The organism is Niveispirillum sp. KHB5.9 (genome assembly GCF_048066115.1).
In the GTDB taxonomy this organism is placed as follows: Bacteria; Pseudomonadota; Alphaproteobacteria; order Azospirillales; family Azospirillaceae; genus Niveispirillum.
Genome location: NZ_JBLTYX010000018.1, coordinates 101,822 through 123,906, shown reverse-complemented (window position 1 = coordinate 123,906; position 22,085 = coordinate 101,822). Strand labels below are relative to the sequence as shown.

General features: G+C 65.3%; 21 protein-coding genes. 7 read left to right on the top strand and 14 right to left on the bottom strand.

Features of this window, described 5'->3' with window-relative positions; genetic code table 11:
* Positions 1 to 53 precede the first annotated feature (53 nt).
* From ACM9HJ_RS24065 to ACM9HJ_RS24040, 6 genes are all read right to left on the bottom strand, one after another.
* On the bottom strand, positions 54 to 356 hold the full coding sequence (locus tag ACM9HJ_RS24065) for a helix-turn-helix domain-containing protein (RefSeq protein ID WP_416574322.1): 303 nt from the start codon (positions 354 to 356) through the stop codon (positions 54 to 56).
* The gene (locus ACM9HJ_RS24060) at positions 353 to 676 is read right to left on the bottom strand and encodes a type II toxin-antitoxin system RelE/ParE family toxin (protein ID WP_416574321.1); all 324 of its coding nucleotides are present in this window, start codon (positions 674 to 676) and stop codon (positions 353 to 355) included. Before ACM9HJ_RS24060 ends, ACM9HJ_RS24065 begins: the two co-directional genes overlap by 4 nt.
* A gap of 42 nt (positions 677 to 718) precedes the next feature.
* Positions 719 to 1,213: a YbaK/EbsC family protein gene (locus ACM9HJ_RS24055; RefSeq protein WP_416574320.1), complete on the bottom strand. Its 495-nt coding sequence runs from the start codon at positions 1,211 to 1,213 to the stop codon at positions 719 to 721.
* A 20-nt stretch (positions 1,214 to 1,233) separates the two neighbouring features.
* Positions 1,234 to 2,040, bottom strand: coding sequence for a pyrroline-5-carboxylate reductase (gene proC / locus ACM9HJ_RS24050; protein WP_416574319.1), 807 nt, complete (start codon positions 2,038 to 2,040; stop codon positions 1,234 to 1,236).
* Positions 2,041 to 2,114: 74 nt separating this feature from the next.
* Positions 2,115 to 2,618 carry a YbjN domain-containing protein gene (locus ACM9HJ_RS24045; RefSeq protein ID WP_416574318.1) on the bottom strand — a complete coding sequence of 168 codons (504 nt, stop codon included), beginning with the start codon at positions 2,616 to 2,618 and terminating at the stop codon, positions 2,115 to 2,117.
* Positions 2,619 to 2,832: 214 nt separating this feature from the next.
* Entirely contained in the window at positions 2,833 to 3,093 is a 261-nt protein-coding gene (locus ACM9HJ_RS24040) for an accessory factor UbiK family protein (protein WP_416574317.1), read from the bottom strand.
* Between the two features lie 182 nt (positions 3,094 to 3,275).
* Here ACM9HJ_RS24040 and lgt point away from each other — a divergent pair, with 182 nt between their 5' ends.
* The 3 genes from lgt to pgeF are packed head-to-tail and all read left to right on the top strand — an operon-like array spanning position 3,276 to position 5,949.
* Entirely contained in the window at positions 3,276 to 4,103 is an 828-nt protein-coding gene (gene lgt, locus ACM9HJ_RS24035) for a prolipoprotein diacylglyceryl transferase (RefSeq protein ID WP_416574347.1), read from the top strand.
* Positions 4,100 to 5,188, top strand: a complete 1,089-nt coding sequence (locus tag ACM9HJ_RS24030) for a class I SAM-dependent methyltransferase (protein ID WP_416574316.1) — start codon at positions 4,100 to 4,102, stop codon at positions 5,186 to 5,188. Before lgt ends, ACM9HJ_RS24030 begins: the two co-directional genes overlap by 4 nt.
* Complete coding sequence (pgeF, locus tag ACM9HJ_RS24025; protein ID WP_416574315.1) at positions 5,185 to 5,949, top strand: peptidoglycan editing factor PgeF; 765 nt, start codon at positions 5,185 to 5,187, stop codon at positions 5,947 to 5,949. Before ACM9HJ_RS24030 ends, pgeF begins: the two co-directional genes overlap by 4 nt.
* Here pgeF and ftsE read toward each other — a convergent pair whose 3' ends face one another.
* Both ftsE and ACM9HJ_RS24015 read right to left on the bottom strand, forming a co-directional pair.
* Positions 5,950 to 6,648: a cell division ATP-binding protein FtsE gene (gene ftsE / locus ACM9HJ_RS24020; RefSeq protein ID WP_416574314.1), complete on the bottom strand. Its 699-nt coding sequence runs from the start codon at positions 6,646 to 6,648 to the stop codon at positions 5,950 to 5,952.
* A gap of 156 nt (positions 6,649 to 6,804) precedes the next feature.
* Entirely contained in the window at positions 6,805 to 7,653 is an 849-nt protein-coding gene (locus tag ACM9HJ_RS24015; RefSeq protein ID WP_416574313.1) for a hypothetical protein, read from the bottom strand.
* A gap of 290 nt (positions 7,654 to 7,943) precedes the next feature.
* Between ACM9HJ_RS24015 and ACM9HJ_RS24010 the strand changes: the two genes are divergently transcribed.
* Together ACM9HJ_RS24010 and ACM9HJ_RS24005 are read left to right on the top strand one after the other, a co-directional pair.
* Positions 7,944 to 8,504 carry a hypothetical protein gene (locus ACM9HJ_RS24010; RefSeq protein WP_416574312.1) on the top strand — a complete coding sequence of 187 codons (561 nt, stop codon included), beginning with the start codon at positions 7,944 to 7,946 and terminating at the stop codon, positions 8,502 to 8,504.
* Between the two features lie 15 nt (positions 8,505 to 8,519).
* Entirely contained in the window at positions 8,520 to 8,894 is a 375-nt protein-coding gene (locus ACM9HJ_RS24005) for a hypothetical protein (RefSeq protein ID WP_416574311.1), read from the top strand.
* Between the two features lie 19 nt (positions 8,895 to 8,913).
* On the opposite strand, the gene moaB is transcribed toward ACM9HJ_RS24005, so the two are convergent.
* Together moaB and ACM9HJ_RS23995 are read right to left on the bottom strand one after the other, a co-directional pair.
* On the bottom strand, positions 8,914 to 9,444 hold the full coding sequence (gene moaB / locus ACM9HJ_RS24000) for a molybdenum cofactor biosynthesis protein B (RefSeq protein WP_416574310.1): 531 nt from the start codon (positions 9,442 to 9,444) through the stop codon (positions 8,914 to 8,916).
* A gap of 132 nt (positions 9,445 to 9,576) precedes the next feature.
* Entirely contained in the window at positions 9,577 to 10,497 is a 921-nt protein-coding gene (locus tag ACM9HJ_RS23995) for a 4-(cytidine 5'-diphospho)-2-C-methyl-D-erythritol kinase (RefSeq protein ID WP_416574309.1), read from the bottom strand.
* 168 nt (positions 10,498 to 10,665) lie between these two features.
* Between ACM9HJ_RS23995 and pepF the strand changes: the two genes are divergently transcribed.
* A complete protein-coding gene (gene pepF / locus ACM9HJ_RS23990) occupies positions 10,666 to 12,582 on the top strand; it encodes an oligoendopeptidase F (RefSeq protein ID WP_416574308.1) in 1,917 nt (638 codons plus the stop codon).
* A 75-nt stretch (positions 12,583 to 12,657) separates the two neighbouring features.
* Here the strand turns inward: pepF and ACM9HJ_RS23985 are convergent, their stop codons facing one another.
* On the bottom strand, positions 12,658 to 13,752 hold the full coding sequence (locus tag ACM9HJ_RS23985) for a branched-chain amino acid aminotransferase (protein ID WP_416574307.1): 1,095 nt from the start codon (positions 13,750 to 13,752) through the stop codon (positions 12,658 to 12,660).
* Positions 13,749 to 13,994, bottom strand: coding sequence for a hypothetical protein (locus ACM9HJ_RS23980; protein WP_416574306.1), 246 nt, complete (start codon positions 13,992 to 13,994; stop codon positions 13,749 to 13,751). Before ACM9HJ_RS23980 ends, ACM9HJ_RS23985 begins: the two co-directional genes overlap by 4 nt.
* 45 nt (positions 13,995 to 14,039) lie before the next feature.
* Between ACM9HJ_RS23980 and ACM9HJ_RS23975 the strand changes: the two genes are divergently transcribed.
* A complete protein-coding gene (locus ACM9HJ_RS23975) occupies positions 14,040 to 17,576 on the top strand; it encodes a glycosyl hydrolase 2 galactose-binding domain-containing protein (RefSeq protein ID WP_416574305.1) in 3,537 nt (1,178 codons plus the stop codon).
* A 157-nt stretch (positions 17,577 to 17,733) separates the two neighbouring features.
* Here ACM9HJ_RS23975 and ACM9HJ_RS23970 read toward each other — a convergent pair whose 3' ends face one another.
* Both ACM9HJ_RS23970 and ACM9HJ_RS23965 read right to left on the bottom strand, forming a co-directional pair.
* Positions 17,734 to 18,525, bottom strand: a complete 792-nt coding sequence (locus ACM9HJ_RS23970; RefSeq protein ID WP_416574304.1) for an SDR family NAD(P)-dependent oxidoreductase — start codon at positions 18,523 to 18,525, stop codon at positions 17,734 to 17,736.
* A 206-nt stretch (positions 18,526 to 18,731) separates the two neighbouring features.
* On the bottom strand, positions 18,732 to 21,908 hold the full coding sequence (locus tag ACM9HJ_RS23965; RefSeq protein WP_416574303.1) for an efflux RND transporter permease subunit: 3,177 nt from the start codon (positions 21,906 to 21,908) through the stop codon (positions 18,732 to 18,734).
* Positions 21,909 to 22,085: the final 177 nt, after the last annotated feature.

Below are 22,085 nucleotides of genomic sequence, written 5' to 3'. Positions count from 1 at the left end.
AGTAACCGACAAGGGCCGGCACAGGACCATGCCTGTGCCGGCCCTTGTGCATTTCACGAAACGTTCTTCAACGGATCGAAACTGATCCGCAGACGAGTTCCAGTCGCCTGTGCGAACCGCTCCAATGTCCGCGTCGATGGCTTTACCCGACCGCTTTCCAAACGGGCGATGACAGCCTGGGTGGTACCCATCGCTTCCGCCACCTGTTCCTGCGTCATATCGGCGGCAACCCGCGCCCGGATCATTGCATCTGCCAGGGCAAATTCATCCGCCAAGGCGTCATAAGCGGTTACAAAGGCAGGGTCTTGCCGCCAATCGCGGATCACGTCGTCCGCCCGGATCATTTTGCCACTCATTCGACCTCACTTGCCCGCTTCAACGCGATGTCGATCTCACGCCGTGGCGTGCGCTGCGTCTTTTTCACAAAGACATGGACAACAACGACCCTTCTGCCGGACGCCGTCACATAGACGGCCCGCGCGATGCCATCCTTTCCCTTCATGCGCATCTCCCAGAGTTTCCCCTCCAGATGCTTCACATAGGGTTCCCGTACCCGTTCCAGGCCATGGGTCTGGATCAAATCGACAATGCGGGCGAAGGATGCCCGGATATCCAACGGCATGGTGGCAAGCAGATCGCTTACATTCCGATCAAGAAAATGCACCATCCAGCCCATGGTTTTATACCATTTTTGCAATACCCAGGGAAGCTGTCTTCGCTAAACCACCTCTCCCACCACCCCGCCGACGATGCGCGACAGCAGATCCGGGGCGATGGGGAACACGGTGTTGGGTGTGCCGGCGGCCGCCCAGACAGTGGTGAAGTTCAACAGGTCGCGATCGAACAGGGTGATGGGCGGAACGTTGTGGCCCAGCGGCGGCACACCGCCGATCGGATAGCCCGTCTTCTGCCGCACATAATCGGCATCGGCCTTGGCCAGCTTCTCCCCGGCCAAAGCCGGGCCCAGCAGACGGATCACCGTCGCCTCGTTCACCCGGTTGGTGCCCGACGCCACCACCAGCACGGGCCGGCCCGTGTCACGCGTGCGGAACATGATCGATTTGGCGATCTGCGCCACATCGCAGCCGATGGCCGCCGCCGCCTCGGCCGAGGTGCGGGTGGAGACGGCGAATTCCAGCACATGGATGGGATGGCCCAGATCGTTCAGCAGGTTCTGGATCTTCTGCGCACTCGGGCTCAACGGTCCGGCCATCCGAACAATACCCCTATCCCTTAACCAGCCAGCTCACGAGAACGGTTCGTCGCCGCCGCGATGGCGCGGGTCATCAGCTCATGCAGGCCGCCCGGCCCCTCGGTCATCAGCACGTTCAGGGCCGCTTCCGTCGTGCCCTTGGGGCTGGTGACGTTGCGGCGCAGCTGTTCGGCAGACTCATGGCTCTGGCGCAGCAGCTCGCCCGACCCCATCACCGTGGCGCGGGCCAGTTGCATGGACAGGTCGGACGGCAGGCCGGCGGCGATGCCGGCCCGCGACATGGCTTCCACCAGCAGAAACACATAGGCCGGCCCGCTGCCCGACAGGGCCGTCACAGCATCCAGCAGCGTCTCATCCGCCACCCAGGCAACCTCGCCCACGGCACCCAGCAGGGTGCGGGCCAGGGCCTTCTGCGCCTCGCTGGCCTTGGCGTTGGGCACGGCGGCGCTGATGCCGCGGCCCACGGCGGCCGGGGTGTTGGGCATGGCGCGGACGATCGCCGCCTCGCCCCCCAGATGCTTTTCGAAATAGGATATGGGCTTGCCCGCCGCGATGGACAGGAACAGGGCGGAGCCGGCATAGCGGACATAATTGGGCAGGGCCTGGTCCATCATCTGCGGCTTCACGGCCAGGATGACGGCATCGGGCGCGAAGCCGTCCGGGATTTCCGCCGCTTCCTTGACCACAGCCACGTCAGCAGGCAGGCCCTTGGGCACGCCGAACGGTTCCACGACGACAACCTGGCCGGCGGCACCGGCGGCCTTCCAGCCGGCCAGCATGGCGCCGCCCATCTTTCCGCACCCGACCAGCAACAAACTCGCACTCATCCGGTGTTCCCCCTGGTGTCCGATGGGGCTGCCGGGGTTCCTCCCCCTGGCGATTGGTAACCCCACCCGGTTGTTCAGGCCTCGCCCACCGTATCCAGGATGGCGGCGGACACGGCCTCGCTGGCCGTCTTGCCGCCCCAGATGACGAACTGGAAGGCCGGATAGAAACGCTCGCATTCCGCCAGCGCGATGTCCATCAGGTCTTCAAGCTGTTCGGCACTGGCGCCGCGCGCGCCGCGCAGCAAAGTGGTCTGGCGGAACATCGGCGTGTGCTGGTCGTGGCAGACATCGAAATGGCCCAGCCACATCTTGGGATTGATCTCCGCCAGCAGTTCCGACACGGCGGCCTTGCGCCCGCCCGGCACCTTCATGTCGAACTGGCAGGAGAACTGCATCGCGGACACGTCTGACTGCCACATGAAGAACAGGCGGTATTCGCACCAGCGGCCGCCGATCTCCACCACCATCTCCTCCTCGGAGACGCGGTCGAAAGCCCATTCATTGGCGACGACCATCTCTTCCAGCATGTCCAGCGGATTGTGGGTCGACGCTTGGGTCTCGATATTCAACGCGGTCATGCCGTCCCCCTAACTCCCAGAAACCTGCCAGCACCCGTCCCCAGGGCGCGGCGGTGGGCCACAAATCAGGGTACCCAGATATTGTGGCCCTACCGGCTATGGAACCACCAGGAATACGGTGCCAGCGCCATTTCGCAGGCGCAACCGGATTCCGGTTCCTTGCCGTTTCGTGAAAAAACCTGTCACATGGATATGAAGCGTCGCCGGTGGGGCGTCAGCCCTGCGACTCATTGGAAAGCTTGGCTTCCAGGGCCGCCAGCTTCTCCTCCAGCGCCTCCTGCCGGGACCGCGCCTCGGCCGCCACAGCCTTCACCGCTTCGAACTCTTCCCGGCTCACCAGGTCCATCTGGGCCAGGATACGCTCGAACTGCTGGCGAATCTGGCCTTCGACCTCGCCCCGGATGCCGGAGATGGCACCCATGGCACCGCTGGCGACACGGGCCAGGTCATCGAACAGCTTGTTTTCCACCTGCATGGCGGGTCCCCCTCACAAAAAGCGCCGCATTATGGGGATCGGGCATGGGCCTGTCCATGGCGTTGGGCGGGTATCTGGTCACCGCAAACCCAACCCCGCCACCGTACCTTGCCGTGCCTGTCCCCGACCCGATATATAGGCGACACCCTTCCCGCCGGGGAGGGAACGTGACGGGATATCGCATGATCTTCGCCATCCCCTTCCCCGACCTGGACCCCGTGGCCCTGGCACTCGGCCCCATTTCCATCAAATGGTACGGGCTGGCCTATGCCGCCGGCATCGCCTTCGCGCTGTGGTATTGCAGCCGGCTGGCTCGCAGCAGCGGCTTGCGGCCGACGGTGGACGACCTGGGCGATTTCGTGGTCTGGGCGGCGGGCGGCATCCTGATCGGCGGGCGGCTGTTCTCCATCCTGTTCTACGATCTGGGCCGCTATATCGACGACCCGCTGGAGGTGTTCCGCGTCTGGCACGGGGGCATGTCGTTCCATGGCGGGCTGACCGGCGTGATCGTGGCCATCATCATCTTTTCCCTGCGCCGCGGCTTCTCCCCCTTCGCGCTGGGCGATCTGGTGGCTTGTGCGGCGCCTGTGGGCCTGCTGCTGGGGCGGCTGGCCAATTTCGTGAATGCCGAACTGTGGGGCCGGCCCAGCGACGTGCCCTGGGCCATGATCTTCCCCACCGATAATGCCCAGATACCCCGCCATCCCAGCCAGCTGTACCAGGCCGGGCTGGAGGGCGTGCTGCTGTTCATCGCCATCTTCCTGCTGGCCCGCAACCCCGCCATCCGGGCCCGCACGGGCACCCTGTCGGGTATCTTCCTGATCGGCTATGCCCTGGCCCGTCTGGTCGGGGAATTCTTCCGCCAGCCGGATGCGCAGTTGGGCTTCCTGGCCTTCGGCACCACCATGGGGCAGCTTCTGTCCATTCCCATGCTGATCGCCGGTGTGGTGATCGTGCTGCGCAGCCCCTGGGGCAAGCCGGTGCCGGCCCCGGCCGAAACGCCGAAATGAGTGCGCTGCACGATTTGCTGGTCCGGCGCATCGCCCTGACGGGGCCTATTTCCGTCGCCGCCTTCATGGCCGACGCGCTGGGCCATCCCCAACATGGCTATTACATCACCCGCGACCCGCTGGGGGCGAAGGGCGACTTCACCACCGCGCCCGAGATTTCCCAGATGTTCGGGGAGATGGTGGGGGTGTGGCTGGCCGATTGCTGGATCAACCAGGGCTGCCCGGACACGGTGCAACTGGTGGAGCTGGGGCCGGGGCGCGGCACACTGATGGCCGACGCGCTGCGTGCCACCGCACGGGTGCCGGGCTTCCACGCCGCTATCCGCCTGCATCTGGTGGAAACCAGCCCGGCGCTGCGCGAACGTCAGGCGGCCGCCCTGTCGGCCTTCGACCCCACCTGGCATGACAGCCTGACCGATGTGCCCGACGGGCCAATGCTGCTGGTCGCCAACGAATTCTTCGACGCCCTGCCCATCCGCCAGTTCATCCGCACCCCCGCCGGCTGGGCGGAGCGCAAGGTGGGGCTGAACGGCCAGGGCCAGTTGGCCTTCACCTTCGATCCCACACCCGGTGGTGCCCTGCTGACCCCGCTGCACCGTGATCCCGGCATTCCGCCGGGTGCCGTGGCGGAGACCTGTCCCACTGGCATCGCCATCGCGGGGGAGATCGGCCGGCGGCTGGCTTCCCATGCCGGCGCCGCCCTGATCATCGATTACGGCTATGACGGCCCGGCCATCGGCGACACGCTGCAGGCGCTGCGCGCCCACAAGCCCGTTTCCGTGCTGGACGGTCCCGGCACCGCCGACCTGACCGCACATGTGGATTTCACCGCCCTGGCCCTGGCCGCGAAACAGACGGGCGCCGTTCCCTATGCCAGTGTCGAACAGGGCGCCCTGCTGACCGCCCTGGGCATTGATGCCCGCGCCACGTCGCTGTCCGCCCGCGCCAATCCGGCACAGCAGGTGGCAATCCAGGCGGCCTTGACCCGGTTGACCAGCCCCGCCAGCATGGGCCGCCTGTTCCGCGCCATCGCCATCACCCATCCGGCGGCCCCCGTGCCTGCCGGTTTCGGAGGCAGCACTTGATCACGCTCAACCATCTGGCGGCCATTCCCGGCCTGCGCCACGGCTTCTTCACCCGCACCGACGGCGTGTCCACCGGCATCCTGGCCGCGATGAATTGCGGCTATGGATCGAACGACGATCCGGCCAATGTCACCGCCAACCGCGCCCGCGCCATGGAACTGCTGGGCGTGCCGGCCGACGCCCTGACCACCGTCTATCAGGTGCACAGCGCCGATGTGGTGACGGTCACCGAGCCCTTTCCCCATGCCTGGGCACCCAAGGCCGACGCCCTGGTCACCGACCGGCCGGGCATCGCGCTGGGCATCCTGACGGCCGATTGCGTGCCGGTGCTGTTCGTGGATCCGGTAGCGCGTGTCATCGGTGCCGCCCATGCCGGCTGGAAGGGGGCGGTCACCGGCGTGCTGGAGGCGACGGTGGCGGCCATGCTGGCGCTGGGGGCGGAACGTTCGCGCATCCTGGCCGGCATCGGCCCCCATATCGGCCAGGAGAGTTACGAGGTCGGGCCGGAATTCCGCGAACGGTTCGTGTCCATGGACGCGGGCCATGACGTGCTGTTCCACCCGTCGGCGCGGGCCGATCACTGGATGTTCGATATCGGTGGCTATGTGCTGCGGCGCCTGCGCGATGCCGGGCTGGTGCAGGTGGAAACCACCGGGCTGGACACGCTGGCCCGCGAGGATCTGTTCTTCAGCTACCGCCGGGCCTGTCTGTACCAGGAGCCGGATTACGGGCGGGGGCTGTCGGCGATCAGCCTGGTGTGATCACACCGGCTCGTCCAGCCGCTCCCCCGGCTTCAGCCACCAGGATGCCTCCGCCAGCTTGCCCTCGAACAGTTCCAGCATGGGACGCTTAATCTTGTCGATCAGGGGCCAGTCGTGGGTGGCGACGATGACGGTGGTGCCCTGCTTGTTCAGCTCGATGAACAGCCGCATGATCTTCATCGACATGTCGCGGTCGATATTGCCCGTCGGCTCGTCGGCGACGATCAGCGACGGGCTGGTGATGACGGCGCGAGCGATGGCGATCAACTGCTTCTGACCACCCGACAGGGTGGCCGGCAGGGCATTCATCTTGTCCGACAGGCCCACCCATTCCATCAGCTCGGTCACCGCCTCCTTGATGTGCTTCTCCCCATGCCCGGCGATACGCAGCGGCAGGGCGACATTGTCGTAAGCACTCATATGGTCCAGCAGGCGGAAATCCTGGAAGACCACGCCGATGCGCCGGCGCAACTCATGCAGCCGGTCGCGCGACACCTTGGACAGGGGCTCGCCGAACAGGGTGATCAGGCCACGGGACGGCCGTTCGGAGAGATAGAGCAGCTTCAACAGGCTGGATTTGCCGGCCCCGGTGGGGCCGGTCAGGAACTGGAAGGAACCGGGTGCGAGTTCGAAACTGAGGTCGCGCAGCACCTCCGGCCCGTTGCCGTAGCGCAGCCCGACATTTTCGAAACGGACCAAACCCCGGCCCTCCCTTAAAGAGCGGCCCCGCTCCCCTTGCGGGAACGGGGCCTGACATCATCTCCGGCGGTTCTTCTTATGCCGTCCCGAGGGGTGCCGTGGGGGCACCGGTATCGGCGGAGGCGGCGAAGGCTCTGGCGCCGGGTCCGGTTCCTTTCAGGAACAGCCGGCGCCGACTGCCTCCACGCCGCTATCATGGTGACCACCGTCGCGCACCGGCACCAGACCCACCCGCTCGAACGAGGTCAGCGTCTCGTCGGCCCAGCTCTTCAGGTCGGTCAGGCCACCATGGCCGGTCCAGACATCAATGCCGAAGCGCTTCTCCAGATCGACCTCGGTCATCTTCAGCGCCTCGCGGACGGAGATCAGCTCGCGTTCCAGCAGGGTCCAGATATCGCTTTCGCAGCGCTTCATGGTGACGATATGCACGCCCATGCCCTGATAGGCCTTCAGGCGCTTGAAGTTCGGGTCGTTCTCATACGCCCCGAAGCCGCCCGACACCTCGTTCAGCACGACATAGCGGCGGCCGATCGGCATCCATTCGTTCTTGTCGAAGCTGTACTGAATCAGGCCGCGGGCATCCTCGATCGCCTGGCTTTCGGCCTTGGTGGTCACCACCAGATCGATGGGGGGCGAGTTGCGGCGGCGCAGCAGGGAACCGGCGTTGCGCGCCTCGGCCCAGGCGAACAGCTCGGCCGCGACATTGGCGCCGACATCGATGATATAGCCGCCTTCCAGCACGGTGCGGCCGAATTCGTCCCAGTACTTGATGGCCAGGTTCGGGTCGGTGGAGCTTTTGACCTTGGTCAGGTCCTCACCGATGCCCAGCTCCTTCACATTGCGGAACAGGCGGCCGAACTTGGACCGCTGGTTCAGGCTGTCGCTGTCCGCGGCCGCCAGCTTGACCGGCACGCCCTTCTGCTCGTGCTGCAGCACCAGCATCTGGGCCGTCAGGGTCTTGCCCTGTCCACCCGTCTTCGCCATCGAGATGAAGGTCCGCGTCATGCCAGTTCTCTCCTGCGCCCAGCCTTGAAAATCCGGTTGCGACGGCGATGGCGGGCACCGCTCCGCCCGCTGCCGTTCGCAGCGGCGGAATCGTTACCCGTTTTCCCGTCCGCCTTCAATGCCGCCGGGCGGACAGGCGGCAATTTTAGATGAATCCGATCTGTGACGGCATGTACAAGGCTGCGACTTTTGCATGTATACGAACCTCATCAATAAATCTTGGATGGTACATTGGTCATCATACCTGATAGGATCGCCTCAAACCTGTCGTCAAAGAGGGGGAGAGGCCCGTGATCGTTCCCGTCCAACGTTTGGCAAGCGCCTGGGCACAATCCCTGGCCCGGCTGCGGCTGTTCCTGGCCCTGCTCTGCCTGGGCGGCGCGCTCGCCGGCTGCACCGCACAGCTGGCGCCGGCCTATGACCCCTCCATCGCCAATGGCGTGGCCAGCCTGAACCAGCAGGCCATGCTGCTCTATGCCCAGGTGGCGGGCGGCGTCACGGCGACCACCTTCCCGCAACGTCAGGCCACCTATACGCAGTTGATCGGGCAGACCAACGCCCTGGCCAACCTGGCCGTAGCGCGGCCGGACCCCACGACCCTGCCGAAATTCCTGGAATCGAAGGTCAAGGACTGGACCAAGCTGCAAACGCTGGCCGCCCCCACGGGCGACATCCTGACCAAGATCGCCACCCAGTTCACCACCATGCAGCAGGCCGACCAGTCCGGCGGCATCAGCAGCCTCGAGGCCCAGGCCTTCCAGGGCCAGTTCAGCATCGATATCCAGCAGGCGCTGACCTATGAGAACGCGCTGGCCCGCGGCGTGCCGCAGCCGGCCCAGCCGCAGTCGTAAGGGAGGAAAAGAACGATGACCATCACCCCGATCAACGTCCCCGCCCTGATCGACCAGATCAAGACATCCGCCTCGGCCATCCTGGGCCAGAATATCGAGAATGCACAGGGCTTCTCCCAGGACCAGCTGGCCGCCATGGCCCAGCAGGCGGAAACCATCGCCGGCGGCATCGCCACGGGGGAAATCCGCCCCTCGCTGCAACAGTTCTTCCTGGATCAGCTGAAGCAGAGCGCCCAGAATTTCGTGCGCGTGCTGGTCGGCCTGGCCCTGGTCACGGTGGAACAGCTGTGGAATTCGGTAGTGAACAGCCTGTGGGGGGCCTTGTCCGCCGCCACCGGCCTGAATTTCACCGCGCCGGCTTGGACCGAGTCGGGCCTCAGCACCACGTGAGGCCCGCAGGCGACAAGCCTCACTTCTCCTGCAACCGCGGCATCAGCTCGACTAGGTTGCAGGGGCGGTGACGGTTATCCAGCTGGAACTTCAGGATCAGGTCCCAGCCGTCGCGGCAGGCGCTGGGGCTGCCCGGCAGGGCGAACAGGTAGGTGCCCTTGGCCAGCCCGCCCGTAGCGCGGGATTGCAGCGCCGAGGTGCCGATCTTCTGATAGGACAGCATGCGGAACATCTCCCCGAAGCCGGAGATGGTCTTTTCGAACAGGCTCTCGAACGCTTCCGGCGTCACGTCGCGGCCGGTCAGCCCGGTGCCGCCGGTGGAGATGACGACATCCACGGCCGGGTCGTCTATCCACACGCGCAGCTGGTCGACGATGGCACGGACATCATCGCGCACGATGGCGCGGCCGGCCAGGGAATGGCCGTCGCTCTTCAGCCGTTCCACCAGCGTGTCGCCGGACTTGTCGTCCGACAGGTCGCGCGTGTCCGACACGGTCAGCACGGCGATGTTCACCGGCAGAAATCGGCGGGAATCGTCAATGCGGGACATGGTTTCTCAACTCCTCGGGTAAGACAGCAGGGGCTCGGCCCCTGCAGGCTGCCGACTGGCAGCCCGCGCCCCCGTGGCGCGTGAGCCAAGCCGCCGGATGGCGGCGCCCGGCGCCTGAGGGCGAAACAAGACTCACGGCCAGTCCAGGAGCGTACCTTCCAGCACCTCCAGGCCCGACAGATCATTCAGCAGGGTCGCTGGCTGCACCCACCAGCCGGGACGGATGCCGGCGATCAGCTCGGCCGCGGCCACGGCATGGTCGAAATCCACATAGAGCCCGAAGCAGGTGGCTCCGCTGCCCGACATGCGGGACAGCAGGCAGCCCGTGGTCGAATCCAATGCCGCCAGCACCTGCGGGATAACGGGGCTCAACCGCTCCGCGGCCGCGGCCAGATCGTTGCGCCGCCCGTCCTTCAGCAGGGTCGCCAGTTCGCGCACATCGGTGAAGGATGTGGTGAACCGCGCCGGGCTTGAGAAGGGGCCCTGCCGCGCCTCGAACACCGCCGGGGTCGGCATGGAGACGCCGGGATTGACCAGCACGACCCAGCAATCCTCCGGCAGGTCCGGGGCCGGCGACAGCTCCGTGCCCGTACCGCCGAAATAGGATGTGCGCGAGCCCAGGCAGACCGGCACGTCAGCCCCCAGCCTGGCTGCCAGTTCCACCATTGCGGGATGGTCCAACGGCACGTCCCACAGGGCGCAAAGCGCCCGCAGCGCCGCCGCGGCGTCCGCCGATCCGCCGCCGATGCCCGATGCCAGCGGCAGGTTCTTGGTCAGCTTCACCGTGACCTCCGGCTTGCGGCCCAGCGCGTCGGCCAGCCGTTTCACCGCCTTGGTCACCAGATTGCTATCCGTATCCTCCATGAGCAGCGGCAGCGAATTGGGTCCATGCAGCTGCAGGCTGAAATAGGGGGTGCTTTCCACCTCCACCCGGTCATGGGCGCTGGCGAACGCCACCAGACTGTCCAGCAGGTGGTATCCGTCCTCGCGACGGCCCAGCACATGCAGATAGAGGTTCAGCTTGGCAGCGGCATAGGCGCGGATGACGGTCATGGGACGGCGTCCAACAGGTTGTGGCCGTGACATTCTGGCAGAGGCCGCGCACTGAAACCACCCCGTTACAAATTTCCGTCCGGCACCTTCAAGCCACCGATTTATAACTTTCCCACCAACGGCCGGCGCGGACAACGCGAACACGGCCCCCGAACGGACAGGGACAGCATGAACAAGCATCGCCATCGCGTGAATTCCACCCGCCGCCTGCTGGGCGCATCGGCCATCGCACTCGCCGCCGCCCTTTCACCGCTGACCACCGCCGGTGCGCAGCAGACGGCACCGGCCGCCTCGGCACCGGCCAAGGTCGATCCGCGTTTCATCTGGGACCTGACGCCGATCTTCAAGGATGACGCCGCCTGGGATGCCGCCCGCAAGCAGGCTTTGGCCGACCTGCCGGCCCTGGAGGCGATGAAGGGCACGCTGGGCAAGGATGCCGCGACCCTGCGCGCCAGCCTGGACCGCATGTCGGAGGTCGGGCATGTGGTGGAGAAGGTGCTGGTCTATGCCTATCTGCAATATTCGACCGACACCCGCAACGACACCTACCAGGAACGCCAGAGCCTGAGCCAGGCCCTGTCCAGCCAGGCACAATCCGCCGTGGCCTGGCTGTCGCCGGAAATCCAGGCGCTGGGTGCCGACAAGGTGCAGGGCTTCATCAAGGCCGATCCGGGCCTGGCCAAGCACGCCTTCCGCCTGAACGACATCCTGCGCCTGAAGGCCCACACGCTGACGGCGGAAACCGAAGCGGCCCTGGCCGCCTATGGCCCGGTGCTGGGGGCAGCCAGCAACACCTATTCCGCCCTGGCCAATGCCGATATCGACTGGCCGGAGATCACCCTGCCCGACGGCACCAAGCGCAAGCTGAACCAGGCCGGCTATTCCGCCCTGCGCCAGCATGCCGACCGGGCCGTCCGTAAGCAGGTGTTCGACACGTTCTGGGGCAAGTTCGGCCAGTATGCCACCACCATGGGCAACACGCTGGGTGCGGCCGTACAGGCCGGCACCATCGATGCCAAGCTGCGCGGCTATCCCACCGCCGTCGCCGCGTCGCTGGCCAATAACGACATCCCGGAAAGCGTCTACCGCACCCTGGTGGCGGAGGCGAACAAGGGTCTGCCGACCCTGCACCGCTATTTCAAGCTGCGGCAGAAGATGCTGAAGCTGCCCGATCTCTATTATTACGACATCTATCCGTCGGTCATCGATCTGGACAAGAAGTTCACGCTGGATGAGTCCCGCACCATCACGCTGGCCGCGATGAAGCCGCTGGGCAAGGAATATACCGACAAGCTGGCCGAGCTGACGTCCAAGCGGACCATGCATGTCTACCCGTCCGACGGCAAGGATAGCGGCGCCTATCATTGGGGCACCTATGGCGTGGACCCGTATGTCTTCCTGAACCATCAGGATGATTACAACTCCATGTCCACCTACGCCCATGAATGGGGCCATGGCATGCATTCGGCCCTGGCCCAGGCCACCCAGCCCTATGAACTGGCCAATTATTCCCTGTTCATGGCGGAGATCGCGTCGACGGCGAACGAGATGCTGTTGACCGATTATCTGGTGGCCAACGCCAAGACCAAACAGGAGAAGCTGTTCTATCTGGGCCAGTCGCTGGAAAACCTGCGCGGCACCTTCTTCCGCCAGACCATGTTCGCCGAATTCGAACTGGCCACCCATGACGCGGTGGAGCGGGGCGAGGCTTTGTCGGGCGCCAAGATGAAGGACATCTATTGCGGCCTGCTGAAGAAGTATCATGGCGACGCCGAGGGCGTGCTGAAGATCGATGAGAAATATTGCGCGGAATGGGCCTTCATCCCGCATTTCTACCGTCCCTTCTATGTGTACCAGTACGCCACCTCCATCTCCGCCGGCACCTATTTCGCCGAACAGATTTCCAAGGGCGGCGCCAAAGCGCGGGACAATTACCTGAACGTGCTGAAGGCCGGCGGGTCGGAATACCCGTATCCGCTCTTGAAGAAGGCGGGCCTGGACATGGCCACCCCCGCCCCCTACCAGGCCCTGGTGCGCCGCATGGACGCCACCATGGACCAGATGGAGAAGCTGCTGGCGGAGTGATTTTCCCGGAATGACGAAGGGGGCGGGCGGGTCATCCCCGTCCGCCCCCTTTTTTCTTTGGCAGAGCGTCGCTGCTTACACCACCACCTTATGCCGCCAGCCCATCGTGTCCGGGGCCTCGGCGCGCTGGATGGCGGTCAGGCGGGTGCGCAGCGTGCGGGTAACCTCCCCGTCGCTGCCGCCGCCGATGCTGAAGCTGCCACCCTTGTGGCGCACGGTGCCGATGGCCGACACCACAGCCGCCGTGCCGCAGGCGAACACTTCGCGCAGCCGGCCCGACGCCGCATCGGCTTGCCACTGCTCGAACGAATAGGGCGCCTCGGTCACCGTCAGTCCGTCGGCGCGGGCCAGCTTGATGATGCTGTCGCGGGTGATGCCGGGCAGGATGGTGCCGGTCAGGGCCGGGGTCAGCAACGTGCCGTCATCGAAGACGAAGAACACGTTCATGCCGCCCAGTTCCTCCACCCACTTCTTCTCCGCCGCGTCCAGGAATACCACCTGGTCGCAGCCATTGCGGATGGCTTCGGCCTGGGCGATCAGGCTGGCGGCGTAATTGCCGCCGCACTTGGCGGCGCCGGTGCCGCCAGCAGCAGCGCGGGTGTAATCCTGCGACGCCCAGACGGAGACCGGCTTGGCCCCACCCTTGAAATAGGCACCGACCGGGCAGGCGATGACGCAGAAGATATAGCTGGCGGCCGGCTTCACGCCCAGGAACGTCTCATCGGCGAACAGGAAGGGACGCAGATAGAGGCTGGAACCCTCCCCGCCCGGAATCCAGTCCACATCGGCGCGGACCAGCGTCTCCACCGCATCCAGGAAAATCTCTTCCGGCAGTTCCGGCATGGCCATGCGCTCGGCCGAACGCTGGAAGCGTCGGGCATTCTCCAGCGGCCGGAACAGCAACACTTCGCCATCGGCCGTGCGATAGGCCTTCATGCCTTCGAAGATTTCCTGGGCGTAATGCAGGACGGCGGCGGCCGGGTCCAGGGTGAAGGCCTCGCGCGCGCGCAGCTGCCCGTCATGCCAGCCCTTTTCCGCCGACCAGCGTACCGTGACCATGTGATCGCTGAACACCTTCCCGAAACCGGGGTCGGCGATCAGGCCGGCCCGGACATCGGCGGGCGTCGGCTTGGCATGGGGGATGTGACGGATCTCGATCTTGGCACTCATTTGCCCAAATTCTCCCGGCGGCAGATGGGGTCTTTTTTGGAGGGCGACAGGATGGACCGAAGCCGCTTCCGGGTCCACCCCATAAGCAGCGCCGGGCATGCCCAGTCCGCCACCCAGCCATCGAAGGTGCAGTGCAGCAGGTAAAAGCGGAAACCCGCACAGCTTCGCGCTTTCCCAATTATGAAATTTGATTTATTTATTTTGACATCGCTGTCGGTCGCATCAAGATCGACGGCGCTCATGATGAGAAGGTCCCGGAACAGGGGCCGGCAGGGAAGGAAACCGTGATGAAGAAGGCAGTTGCCCGCCGTTGGCTGCGCGCATCCATGATGACAACGCTGGCCGCCGGTCTGGCGGTACCGCTGGCCTGGGGACAGGCGCATCAGGGGCTGGGTGGCAGCGGTGGGGCGGGGCCAGGCAGTTTCGGCCCGTTCGACGTGGAACTTCCCGCCGGCGGTGATGGCATCACCAAGCCGAAGCTGGACGAAAAGCAATCCCCCGGCGCGCCCGTGCCCGCCAACACTCCCTTCACGCTGTATGGCTGGGTGCAGGAGGAGACGGCGCCCAAGGGTCAGACCCTGCTGGGCGGCTTCGCCACGGCCGACGGCAAGGCGCCGGCCTGGTTCCTGGCGCTGGTCGATGGCAAACCCGCCCTGGTGGCAGGCGCCAGGACCATCAGCGGCGGCAAGGTGCCGGGTGCCGGCCAATGGATGTTCCTGGCCGCCAGCTTCGATGGCGGCCGCGCCCGCCTCTATGTCGACGGGCGGGAAGTGGCGTCGGGCGAGGTGCAGACCCCGGCAGCCCTGGCCCAGATCCAGCTTGGGCCCCGCCGCAGCCGCAGCGCCGCCTTCGTGCCGGCCAATGCCGTGCCCTTCACCGGCCGGCTGGCCGAGTTCTCGGCCCTGCCCCGTGCCCTGTCGGCGGATGAGGTGAAGGCACTGGCCAGCGGACCCAAGCCCGTGGCCGACCTGATGAATTTCGAGAGCGGTGCCCCGACCTGGCCCGTGCAGGTGCGGCAGATGTATGGGCAGGTGGCCCCGCAAGACCCCTGGACCCGGCCGACATCCAAGACCGGCTTCTCCGCCCCCGTCGCCAAGCCGGTCATCGAAACGCCGGCCCTGGCGCCCAAAGCCGCCAATGAATGGGTGCTGGGCGCCTGGAAGCTGGCGGAGACGCCGAAGCTCACTGCCGGCGGGGTTGCGTTGTCGCAACCGGGATATGATGCGAAATCCTGGTACGCGGCGGTGGTGCCGGGCACGGTGCTAACCACTTTGGTCGATCGCGGTGTCTATCCCGATCCCGATTATGGCTTGAACAACCTGGCCATCCCGGAAAGCCTGAACAAGCAGGATTATTGGTACCGCAGCGAATTCACCGTGCCGGCGGATCAGGCCGGCAAGCACCTGCAATTGTCGCTGAACGGCGTGAATTACCAGGCGGAGGTCTGGCTGAACGGCCAACGTCTGGGCAGCATGAAGGGCGCCTTCATCCGTGGCCGGTTCGACGTGACCGGTATCGCCAAGCCCGGCCAGCCCAATGCGCTGGCCATCCGCGTCAGCCCCCCGCCCCGCCCCGGTATCCCGCATGAGGAAAGCCTGACCTCCGCGGTGGGGGAGAATGGCGGCATCATGGCGCTCGACGGCCCCACCTTCGTGGCATCTGAAGGCTGGGACTGGATCCCCTCGGTTCGCGACCGCAATACCGGCCTGTGGCGCGACGTCACCCTGACCGCGACGGGCGATCTGCGCCTGGGCGATGCGCAGGTGGTGACGGCCTTGCCCAAGGCGGACAATTCCATCGCCGATATCAGTGTCTCCGTGCCGGTCGAGAACCTGTCGGACAAGCCGATCAATGCCGCCGTCACCGCCAGCTTCGACGGTGTATCGGTCACCAAGCATGCCAGCATCCCGGCCGGCGGCGACACCGTCACCCTGGCCCCGGCCGAATTCCCGCAATTGTCGGTGAAGAATCCCAAGCTCTGGTGGCCCAACGGCTATGGCGAACAGGCCCTGCATCAGATGAAGGTCTCCGTCACCGCCGATGGACAGCCGTCCGACACCAGGGACATCCGCTTCGGCATCCGCGAGGTCACCTATGAGCTGTCGCTGATGGACCAGAGGGGTGCGCTGCGCCGGGTCGAGGTCGACCTGACCACGGCCAAGGCGCGTGGGGAGAAGATCATCGATGTCAGCCATGAGGGCATCCGCAAGGTGCCGGACGGCTGGGCCGCCTCGCTCTATCCCGGCGCGGAGAATTCGCCCGCCGTCACCCCGGCCGAGGCCGCGGAACTGTCGCCGCATCTGGTGATCCGGGTAAACGGCGTGCGCATCGCGGCGCGTGGCGGCAACTGGGGCACCGATGACTGGCGCAAGCGTGTGGAGAAGAGCCGGCTGGAGCCCTATTTCCGCCTGCACCGCGACGCCCATGTCAATGTCATCCGCAACTGGGTGGGCCAGAACACGGAGGAGGAATTCTTCGAGCTGGCCGATGAATACGGCCTGATGGTGCTGAACGATTTCTGGGCCAGCACCCAGGATTACCAGCTGGAACCGCAGGATGTGCCGCTGTTCATGGCCAACGCCACGGACACGGTGCGCCGCTATCGCAACCACCCGTCCATCGTCCTGTGGTTCGGCCGGAACGAGGGCGTGCCGCAGCCCATTCTGAACGAGGCATTGGCGGACATGATCCGGGTGGAGGATGGCACCCGCCACTTCACCGGCTCGTCCAACCGCGTCAATCTGGCCGGCAGCGGGCCCTATAATTATCGGGAGCCCGACACCTATTTCACCGAGCACGCCCAGGGTTTCTCGGTGGAACTGGGCACCCCGTCCTTCCCGACACTGGAGGCGTTCAAGGAAGCCGTGCCGGCCAGCGAGCAATGGCCGATCTCCGATACCTGGGCCTATCATGACTGGCATCAGACCGGGAACGGCGCCACCCAAACCTTCATGGACGCCATGGCGGTGAAGTTCGGGGCGGCCACCAGCCTGGAGGATTTCGAGCGCAAGGCGCAGATGCTGAATTACGAGGGCTACCGCGCCATCTTCGAGGGCATGAATGCCGGCCTGTGGACCCGGCATTCCGGCCGCATGCTGTGGATGACCCAGCCCGCCTGGCCCAGCACCATGTGGCAGATCCTGACCCATGATTACGACACCCATGGCGCCTTCTATGGCGTCAAGAAGGCGTCGGAACCGGTGCATGCGCAGTTGGATCTGCCCGACCACGGAATCACGGTGGTAAACAATACCCGCCAGGACCAGAAAGGCTTGTCGCTTGCCATCCGTACACGGTTGCTGTCCGGCAAGACCCTTGCCGACAGCAGCGTCAGCCTGGATGCCGCCGCCGGGTCGGCCAACCATCTGAAGCCACTGGACCTGAAAGCCGCCCTGGCGGCGGAGAAGCTGGTGCTGGTCAGCCTGGAACTGAAGGACAAGGCGGGGGCCACCCTGTCGCGCAACGATTACTGGGTGGCCGCCGACGCACCGTCGCATCAGCGCCTGAACGAACTGCCGGCCACGCCCGTGACCCTGTCGGCCAAGGGCAAGGTGGGGGCGAATGGGGAGGTGACGTTGGACGTCACGCTGACCAACCCCGGCACCACTCCCGCCCTGCTGGCCAAGCTGACCCCGCAGAAGGCGGATGGCAGCCGTATCCTGCCGGCCTATATCAGCGACAATTATGTCACCCTGCTGCCGGGGGAGACACGGCAAGTCACGGTGACCTATCCGGCGGGGGCTGCAGGGGCAGGGGCGCCGGCGGTCGCACTGCGCGGCTGGAACATCCAGCCGACCAGCGTGACGGTGAACATCACGCCGTAACGCAAGGTTCAAGGCACTGAGATTTCACCAATATCCACCGTCACCCCGGCAAAGGCCGGGGCCCAGGTCGTAGAGCGAAGTGCTTGTCATCTGGGCCCCGGCCTCCGCCGGGGTGACGGTTGAGGGGCTGGGAACGACAGTGCCCTCCGGCAAGCCCTCACGCCAGCGTATTGACCAGCCCGCCTTCCACGCGGATGGCGGCGCCATTGGTGGCCGCCGACAGCGGGCTGGCCAGGAAGGCCACCATGTTCGCCACCTCTTCCGCCTCGATCAGCCGTTGCAGCAGCGAGGCGGAGCGGGCACCGGCGAAGAATTCCGCCTCGGCCTGGGCATCGCTCACATCCGGACTGCTGGCCACCGACTTCAGGAAGCCGACAATGCCTTCCGACCTTGTGGGGCCGGGCAGCACGGAATTGACCGTGACGCGGGTGCCCTTGGCGGCGGCGGCCAGGCCGCGGGCGATGGACAGCTGCGCCGTCTTGGTCATGGCGTAATGGATCATGCCGGGATCGACAGCCAGGCCGGTCTCGCTGGAGATGAAGATCACGCGGCCCTCATTGCGTTCCAGCATCTGCGGGAAATAATGCCGGGTCAGGCGCACGCCGCTCATCACATTGACGTCGAAATAGCGCTGCCAGTCTTCGTCACTGATCGCCGCGAACGGCTTGCTTTCATAGATGCCCAGGTTGTTGACCAGGATATCAACCGACGGCACGGCGGCCAGCAGTGCCTCCACGCCCGCCGGTACCGTCACATCGGCCAGCACGCCGGTGACATCCGTGGCGCCGGACGCGCGGATGCTCTCCACCGCCTGATCCAGCTTGGCCCGGTCGCGGCCGGAGACGATGACGGACGCCCCCTCCTTGGCCAGAAGCCGGGCGATTTCCAAACCGATACCGGCGGTGGAACCGGTGACGAGGGCCTTCTTGCCCTTGATCTGCAAGTCCATGGCGAAACTCCTTGATGCTCGCCGGTTGATGTTCATGGACATCAATCTATGCCTCTCCGGGCACGTGCGGTATCCGGAGCGTCAGCACAATATCTGTGAACTACAGGCACAGATGATCCCAGTTCACGCATCCAGGGACCAGATACGAAAAACCCCCGCCGGATCGCTCCGACGGGGGTTTTCCACTTGGCATCAACGGAGAAGGATTACTCCGCCGGCACCATATGCACCGGGACTTCCGCTTGGCTCTGCTTACGGTGGCCACCCACCATGAAGCGTAGCAGCACATAGAAGACCGGGGTCAGCAGCAGGCCGAACAGGGTCACGCCCAGCATGCCGGCGAACACCGCCACACCCATGGCATGGCGCATCTCCGCACCCGCACCCGACGAGGTGATCAGCGGCACCACACCCATGATGAAGGCGATGGACGTCATCAGGATGGGGCGCAGGCGCAGCCGGCTGGCCTCGATCGCGGCCTGGACCACGGTGCGGCCCTGATGCTCCAGCTCGCGGGCGAATTCCACGATCAGGATCGCGTTCTTCGCCGACAATCCGACAAGCACCATGAAGCCGATCTGGGTGAAGATATTGTTGTCACCCCCGGTCAGCCAGACGCCGGCCAGGGCGGACATCAGGCTCATCGGCACGATCATCAGGATGGCCAGCGGCAGAGTCAGGCTCTCATACTGGGCGGCCAGCACCAGGAACACCAGCAGCACCGAGATCGGGAACACCCAGAGCGCGGCATTGCCGGCCAGAATCTGTTGATAGGTCAGGTCCGTCCATTCGAACTTGATGCCGCGCGGCAGCACTTCCGCCGCGATGCGCTCCGCCGCCGCCTCAGCCTGACCGGACGAATAACCCGGGGCCGGGCCGCCATTGATGTCGGCGGCGGTATAGCCGTTATAGCGCACGACCATTTCCGGACCATAGCTCTGCGTCACCGTCACCAGCGACGACAGCGGCACCATGGTGCCCTGCTCATTACGGGTCTTCAGCAGGCCGATATCATCGGCATGGGCGCGGAAGGGGGCATCCGCCTGAACCCGCACCTGGTAGACGCGGCCGAACGTGTTGAAGTCGTTGACATAGAGCGAACCGAGATAGACCTGCATCGTCTCGAACACGTCGGTGACGGGCACGCCCAGCTGCTTGGCCTTGACGCGGTCCAGGTTCACATCCAGCTGCGGCACGTTGATTTCGTAGCTGCTGAAGGTCGGCCCCAGTTCCGGAGTCTGGCGCGCCTTCATCACGAAGTCGTTGGCGGCCTTGGCCAAAGCCTCGTAACCCAGCGAACCACGATCCTCCAGCTGCATCTTGAACCCGCCCAGCGTGCCCAGACCCATCACCGGCGGCGGCGGGAACACGGCCACGAAGGCTTCCTTCACGCCATTATACTGGCCCTGCAGGTTGGTGGCGATGACATTGGCCGACAGGCCCTCCTTCTGACGCTCCTCATACGGCTTCAGGGTGGTGAACACGATGCCGGCGGAAGACGAGTTGGTGAAGCCGTTGACCGACAGGCCGGGGAAGGCCACCGCGCTGGCCACACCGGGCTGCTTCAGCGCGATGTCGGTCATGGTGCGGATCACGTCCTCGGTGCGGTCCAGCGAGGCGCCGGTGGGCAGTTGGGCGAACGCGATCAAATATTCCTTGTCCTGCGCCGGCACGAAGCCACCCGGCACCGCCCGGCCCAGCACGAAGGTCAGGCCCAGCAGCAGCACATAGACCAGCATCATGGCGCCCTTGTGCCGCACCACGCCGCCGACACCCTTGCCATAGGCATCCGACCCGCGCTGGAATACGCGGTTGAAGCCCCGGAAGAAGCCGCCCAGGACCTTGTTCATGCCCCGGGAAAGCCAATCCTGCTTATCGTGATGGCCCTTCAGCAGCAGCGCCGACAAGGCCGGGGACAGGGTCAGGGAGTTGAAGGCGGAGATCACGGTGGAGATCGCGATGGTCATCGCGAACTGCTTGTAGAACTCGCCCGACAGGCCCGACATGGCGGCCAGCGGCACGAACACGGCCACCAGGGTCAGGGCGATGGCGATGATGGGTCCGCTCACCTCCTGCATGGCCTTGTAGGTGGCCTCCTTGGGTGACAGGCCCTCGGAGATGTTGCGTTCCACATTCTCCACCACGACGATGGCGTCATCGACGACGATGCCGATGGCCAGCACCATGCCGAACAGCGACAGGGCGTTGATCGAGAAGCCGAACAGCAGCATCAGGGAGAAGGTGCCGACGATGGAGACCGGCACGGCCAGCAGCGGGATGATCGATGCCCGCCAGGTCTGCAGGAACACGATCACCACCAGCACCACCAGGGCGATGGCCTCCAACAGCGTATGGATCACGGCATCGATGCTGGCCTGCACGAAGCGGGTCGGGTCATAGACGATGGAATATTCCACGCCGTCCGGCATGTCGGCCTGCAGCTCCGCCATCGTCTCGCGCACATTGTCGGAAATGGCCAGCGCGTTGGCGCCCGGCGCCTGGTTGATGGCGATGGCCACGGCCGGCTGGTTGTCCAGCAGCGACCGCAGACCATATTGCGACGCGGCCAGTTCCACCCGTGCCACATCGCGCAGATAGGTGACAGCGCCATCGGCGGTCTTCAGGACGATGTCCTGAAATTCCTCCACCGTCTTCAACCGGCCCTGGGCATTGACCGACAGCTGCAACGGCGCGTCGGGCACCGACGGGCTGGCGCCGATGACGCCGGCGGCCACCTGGACATTCTGCTCACGGATGGCGTTGATGACGTCATTGGCGGTCATGCCACGCTCGGCCACCTTGTTCGGGTCCAGCCAGACGCGCATGGCATAGTCGCCCGACCCCCACAGCAGCACCTCACCCACCCCGGAAATGCGCGCCAGACGGTCGCGCACATTCAGGACGGCGTAGTTGCGCAGGTAGGTCATGTCATAGCGGTTGTCGGGCGAGCGCAGATGCACGACCATGGTCAGCGTCGGCGACGACTTGACCGTCGTGACACCCAGCCGCTGCACATCCTGCGGCAGGCGGGGCAGCGCCTGGGCCACACGGTTCTGCACCAGCTGCGTGGCCTTGTCCGGGTCGGTGCCCAGCTTGAAGGTCACGGTCAGCGCCATGTTGCCGTCGCTGTTGGCCTGGGACTGCATGTACAGCATGTCCTCGACGCCGTTGATCTGCTCTTCCAGCGGCGAGGCGACGGTTTCGGCGATGACCTTGGGATTGGCACCCGGATACTGGGCCCGCACCACCACGGATGGCGGCACGACCTCCGGATATTCGGAGATGGGAAGCTGGAACAGGGAAATGAACCCCGCCAGGAAGACGACCACCGACAGCACACCCGCGAAGATGGGCCGATCGATGAAGAAACGGGAGATGTTCATAGGAGCCTCGGTCCGCGAATAGAACGCGGAGTGGAATGGGCTTGGATGAAGGATAAAAGAGCGGGCTCTGTCCCGGCGACGCCGGGACAAACCGTAGGTCAGGTCGAGGCGCAGCCGAGCCCTGACAGCAAAACACATTGCCTTGTCCTGTCAGGGCTCGGCTGCGCCTCGACCTGA